We start from the raw sequence: 5,455 nt of genomic DNA, 5'->3' as shown, positions 1-5,455 counted from the left end.
GCCACACGCTCCAACATCGCGTCACCTCACCATCCGTGACGCTACCTCGCCGTCAGCACGCTCCAGGACAATACGGCCTCAAACCACCGCTTACGGGCGCGCTGCGGCTGGCCGAGCTGCTGATAGCGCTGGCCAAGGGTGACGCGGTGCTGGACGCGCTCGGGCGGGGCGAGGAGGCCCAGGTGCTGCGCTGGTCCGCCACGAGCGCTGGCTGAACCCACAGCACCTGCGCCACTACCTGCGCCGCCTGCCGAATTTCGACGACATGGAGGCGGAGGAGCGGGCGATGGCGCACGCCCTGGCGCATCCCGACCGCAATCTGGGGCTCGGCTTCCTGGTCGCCTGGCCCAACCTCGACGCTGCGAACCGACTGGTGAGGGCGCATTGCGGGGAGATGGACGGGCGCGACTACGGGCGGCTCCGCCCGGCGGCCGAGGCGGTGGCCGAGCGCTACCCGGTCGCTGCGACGCTGCTGCGCCGGACCCTGGCCGAGGACGTGCTCAGACGGGCCTTCTCGCGGCAATACCCTTACGCGGTGCGCGACGTCCGGGCCTGCGCCAGCACGTCGACCTCGTGCCGGACAGCATGCGCGTCCCGTCCGCGGCCCTCACCCAGGTAACGCCACGCCGGCGAGGCAGGCCTCCCAAGGCCAGACCTTCAGCGCCGAACGCCACCTGAGCGCCCGCCAACTGGGGAAATTTACTTCGGCACTTCTGCGGAGAATCCAACCGGCGTTGACAGTTCAGAGCTGCCGGTATCCGGGACCTCTCTCGTGTTTACGGAAACGGAGCGCTGGGCGCGGCTTTCCCGGAAGGCAAATGTGAGGGTGGACTGGGAAGATGCCGGGCGTGATCCGCGCGAGGGTCGCCGCCTGGGCGCAGACCGTAATGAGCTGTCCCGAGTCGCAGAGACTGTGGGGAATCTAGTGAGCGCCTCCCCTGTTGGGGAATCGAGTGAGAGGATCAATCATCCACAAGCGCGGTGGGGAAAGGAGTGAGCAGCTCGGGGAAAGGAGTGAGACGCCTCTCCGAAATTCAGTAGCTTGCACGCGTTATCCCGAGGAAAGCAGTGATGATTCTAATAGTAGGATTTCAATTAGCTTCCCTAGTAGCTCCTCTCACTCCTTTCCCCGGCGACTCTGCTACCGGGCTAAGGCATTGTGCCTGCCATGGGAACGGTACATGAGCTGATCGAGGCGAAGGGCCGCAGGGGAGCCATCGACGCAGGGATCGAGCGCGCAATCGTCGAGGCTGCGGCGGCTTACCTGTCCGACGAGGACAGCGGTCTTGGCTTCGCTTACTCAGGCTGGGCGCAGTGCGCCCTCCCGCACAAGCGCTTAGCCGATGACGCTCCCTGGGGAATCGTTAGCGAACGAGTTAAGCTTATGGTCGAGCCCGGACGCCGACAGGTCGTCGCGGCAGATGGCTCTCAACTCTTCGAGTTTGTAGGAGTTCCTTTTGGCAGCCATGCGCGCCTAATCCTGCTCTACTTGCAAACTGAAGCCCTTCGCACAGGGAGCCGCGAAGTCGAACTAGGCGGTTCGATGCGGGGCTGGCTGGCAAGAGTCGGGATTCCGGCGGGTGGCATGACGGGGAAGTCGGTCAGGGATCAAGCAGAGCGCATTTCCCGCTGCAAGCTGACCTTTGACATTGCGACCGGCAATCGCGCCTCTGGTCTTGTGCAGCAGACCATCGTGGATCGGGCGCTCTTCATTGAGGCCGATGATGGAGCTGTACAGGGCCGGCTGTCACTGGAGACGGCCAAGCTCTCCGAGGGGTTCTTCGAGCAGCTAAGGAAGCACCCTGTTCCTCTAGAAGAGGCGGCTATCAAAGCGTTGTCGAATAATGCGCCTGCGTTGGACTGCTATCTCTGGCTTGCCTATCGGCTGCATGTTTTGAAGGCTGATCGGCTCGTCCCCTGGGCCGCGCTGAAAGCCCAGTTCGGCACAGGGTTTAGCAAGCTTTACCATTTCAAAAACAAGTTCCCGGGAACGCTGGCCCTCGCCCAGGCCGTTTATCCCGCCGCCCGCGTCGAGGTCACAGAAGACGGGGTAGTCCTGAAGCCCTCGCGGCCCCCGGTCGCGCCCAAGCTCATTTCCGCGAGCCGCTGAGAGCGCTCCTCACTGGATTCCCCGAAGACGGGGAAATTTCCCGCTCACTGGTTTCCCCAGGTTGCCCCAGATCCTCAGAGCGGCACCCGGTTCTCGCGGTAGTGATTCTACAGAGCATCTAGCTAGGTACCTGTGGAAGGCTTCACTAACTCCTTCTCCAGCTCCTCCAAGATGGCTGGTAGGCGATCACTCAGGCGCTCGATCAACTCTTCCCCGACGTGGTCGTCGAAGCGCATGTGCCAGCGTCCCTCGCGCTGAAGCACGGTGGCAATCTGCCGCCTTCCGAGAAAGATTGGGCGCGCTGTCGCGCGCCTACGCGGGCGATCGGGCAGACCCTGGCGGCGGGCGGCTGCCAGGGCTGTCGAGATCTCCTCGGCGGCCCGAGCAGTGGCGTCGCCTTGGGAGACGCGCTGGGCCAGGTCTCCAAGGGCTTGTACGACGCGGTTCTCAGCGGTCGGATCCCTCGTCAGCACCTCCAGCAGTTCCCTCGCTTTCCGAAAGCTTACCGCCCGGGGATCGCGAAAGCTGAGAACCACGGCATCGGGAATCTGCCGGAGCTTGAGCAGATGCGAGATGAGGGATTTATCCACCCCGTAAATGGATGCGAGCTCCGTCCCGGTGAGCCCGGTCCGCTCCAAAGTGTGCGCGAAGTACCGGGCCCGCTCGAAGGCGCTGAGGTCTTCCCGGTGATGGTTCTCGCTGAACCGGGCGGCGAGCATGCCCTCGTCGGAGAGATCCCGCACCCGCGCGAGAACAGTAATGCCGAGAAGACGGCACGCCGCGAGACGACGTTTGCCCGCTGCGATCTCGTAAGCCTCGCCCGGTTCGGAGCTTGGTTTCGGTCGAACGAGGATGGCGAGGTCCTGGCCGCGCTGCCTAATGTTCTCGGCGAGGCTAGCGATCTCGTCATGGGAGTAGGCGATATCGAATCGGTCGGCTGGAAGTGCATCCTCGATCCGCGAGGGGTCGATATAGCGGAACTCACTAAGTCCCTGGCCTGGGGTAGCGCTCGCGATAACCGACTTCAGGCGATCGTTCTCGGCGAGCGCGGCCGCCAGTTGTTCTTTGGCGGCGTGCACGTCCCTTGGTCCGCCTGCCTCGGCCGCGATGAGAGCGGCCTCAGCACGATCAAGTGCGGCCTGAGTGCGCGCGAGTTTCTCCTGCAACGACATTTCCACGCGGTCGAAGGCGGCGAGAGGCGTGAAGGGCTGATCAGGCGCAGACCCCTCGGCGATCTCGTCATCCGTCAGCTGGCTCGTAATCTCCGCCATGCTGCGCCGCGTTGCGCGCTGTGGGCGCTGTGCCATACCCCCCTCCCCTTCTTACTCGGCCGCGACGCCGTAGCCGGCATCAGCCCCTTCCTGCGGCCTTCTGCCCCAGAAGCCCAGGATCTCCGCCTCTATGACACTTCCCACCGCGTCCATGGCTGCCACTGCACGCTTGTAGGAGCGGTCCTCGCTTTTGGCAGGAACGTACTCGTAGAGTGTCCACTTCATGTTGCCGGCGGAACCGAGGGCGCTCGTCTCCACCATAGGATGGCGGATCATGAGCGGGCCGAGGACTAGGTTCATGCTGTCGACAACTTCGGTCTGGGGACGGCTGGTTGCCACGTAGCGGTTGACGAGTACGCGGAGGAAGGTCCAGCCGCGCCATATGTCTTTGCCGTACAATTTGAGCAGGCGCCTTTCCGTGACCGCGAGAAAGGCCATGAACTCTGTCATCGATTGAAGGTCCATGTTGGTCGCGAGGACGGGGACGATGAGCCCATCAGCCGCGCTGAACGCGTTGACAGACAACATGTTGATGTCAGGTCGGCAATCGAGGATGGCCACGTCATAGGCATCGCCGACATGATCGAGGAAAGCACGCACCTCATGGTGCCAGTCCACCTCGGCCATCGGGCCGTGCATGCTTGGCATCGAGCGCTGCTTCAGCATGTCCTCGGAACTATGCAATATCGCGCTTGCTGCAACGAGATCGATGTTCGGCCAGTAAGTGCGCCGGACGGCATCGGTCGCAGCCGCGTTCTCGTCTCCAGTCGCCCGCGAGATCCAGCCATGGATCGAAGTCCCTGCCGGTAGGACGTGCCCGGCGGCATCACGGCCAACGTGACGGGCCGGGTCGATTCCGAAGAGAGCCGTCGAAGATGCCTGGGCATCGAGATCCACGATGAGGACGCGATAACCTTTGAGGGCGAGGTACTGCGCAAGGTGAACCGTGGACGTGGATTTTCCGACGCCCCCTTTGAAATTCGTGTTCGCCACGACGCACAGAGCCTCGCCGTCTCTCTTACCGGGCCGATACCTCTGATTGCCGGTGTTGTCGTGAAGCCAGCGCCGTGCTGCGTTGATCTCCTCCAGAGTGAAGTATCGGCTCTTCCCGAGAAGCGTTCCTTGCGGAAAAGCATCAGCGCTGCTCACTCTATTACGGAGATGGCTCTCCGTTATCCCGAGGAGCGCGGAGACCTCCTTTGACGTGAAGCGTCGGAGCGACTTCTCGCGGTTGCTGCTGTTCTGGTCCGCTATGATAGCCGACTGCTGGCTCCGCAGCCTTTTCGTGATGCCTTCCAGTGTTGCATGCCAAGACATCGGACCCTCCACGACCCTGAACAATACCGCCGTAAAGCGCATTTTGCGACGGTCTCGCCATTTTTGCGCTTTCGGTCCCTGAAGAAGGGCTTGTCGCGCGGCTGCACTCTCAGGCCGGCCTCAGGCGCTTGGCAAGACCTAGGTCATCAGATCCTATTGCCTATGGTTCGTCTTTGGTTGGGCTGTGTCGTGTGTACATCAGCCTTGCTTGGCTTCGGAGACTCTGTTCTGGCCTTCTCCAAGTGGATTTATGGCGAGTTGAACGCGTTCAACCGGCCACTTCCACATACTCATCGCCAATCGTCCTAAGAAAAAATACCCAATTGCTTTACTTCTTGGCCTGAGCACACATGACTATTACCAAGCTGCATGACGGTCAGCGCCGCTATGGTTCTCAGAGCACATCGCTCACTATGAACAGCCCTGGACCCACCAAGAGACGTATCGCGTCATCATGTTCTTTCCTCCTACCGATCATGGTGCGGGGTCGGCTAAGCTTAATTGGTAGATAATCGTCCTATTTTGCTTTCGCATTGCATTTTGTTGCTCATCGACGACTCCAGTTGAACGCGTTCAACTGGAGTGAGCCGTCGAGGTCTCAACAAGTCAAAGCCTCTGAAAAGATCGATTTCAGACATTCGCACAGCCCGGAGACGACCCCCTCATACCAACGGCCTTGATCGCTGACTCGCATGTGATCCCGCCAGGGCCATAGGTGTGATTCGCTCCTTCCGACGGCTGGTTCGGGAGGCTGAGA

5 protein-coding genes are annotated in these 5,455 nt (G+C 61.7%); 3 read left to right on the top strand and 2 right to left on the bottom strand.

What is annotated here, in order from left to right; translation table 11 throughout:
- The 3 genes from FHS87_RS22920 to FHS87_RS22910 form a co-directional block, all read left to right on the top strand.
- A partial coding sequence (locus FHS87_RS22920) for a hypothetical protein (RefSeq protein ID WP_184522140.1) occupies positions 1 to 215 on the top strand: 215 nt, incomplete at its 5' end.
- Positions 191 to 619: a DUF6880 family protein gene (locus FHS87_RS22915; protein ID WP_376766460.1), complete on the top strand. Its 429-nt coding sequence runs from the start codon at positions 191 to 193 to the stop codon at positions 617 to 619. The genes FHS87_RS22920 and FHS87_RS22915, both read left to right, overlap by 25 nt.
- 549 nt (positions 620 to 1,168) lie before the next feature.
- Positions 1,169 to 2,110, top strand: coding sequence for a replication protein RepA (locus FHS87_RS22910; RefSeq protein ID WP_184522134.1), 942 nt, complete (start codon positions 1,169 to 1,171; stop codon positions 2,108 to 2,110).
- 122 nt (positions 2,111 to 2,232) lie between these two features.
- Here FHS87_RS22910 and FHS87_RS22905 read toward each other — a convergent pair whose 3' ends face one another.
- Together FHS87_RS22905 and FHS87_RS22900 are read right to left on the bottom strand one after the other, a co-directional pair.
- A complete protein-coding gene (locus tag FHS87_RS22905) occupies positions 2,233 to 3,381 on the bottom strand; it encodes a ParB/RepB/Spo0J family partition protein (protein ID WP_184522131.1) in 1,149 nt (382 codons plus the stop codon).
- 51 nt (positions 3,382 to 3,432) lie between these two features.
- Positions 3,433 to 4,698 carry an AAA family ATPase gene (locus FHS87_RS22900; protein ID WP_184522128.1) on the bottom strand — a complete coding sequence of 422 codons (1,266 nt, stop codon included), beginning with the start codon at positions 4,696 to 4,698 and terminating at the stop codon, positions 3,433 to 3,435.
- Positions 4,699 to 5,455: the final 757 nt, after the last annotated feature.

It is taken from the genome of Muricoccus pecuniae (assembly GCF_014199205.1).
Classification (GTDB): domain Bacteria; phylum Pseudomonadota; class Alphaproteobacteria; order Acetobacterales; family Acetobacteraceae; genus Roseomonas; species Roseomonas pecuniae.
This window is presented reverse-complemented; position numbering and strand designations above follow the sequence as displayed.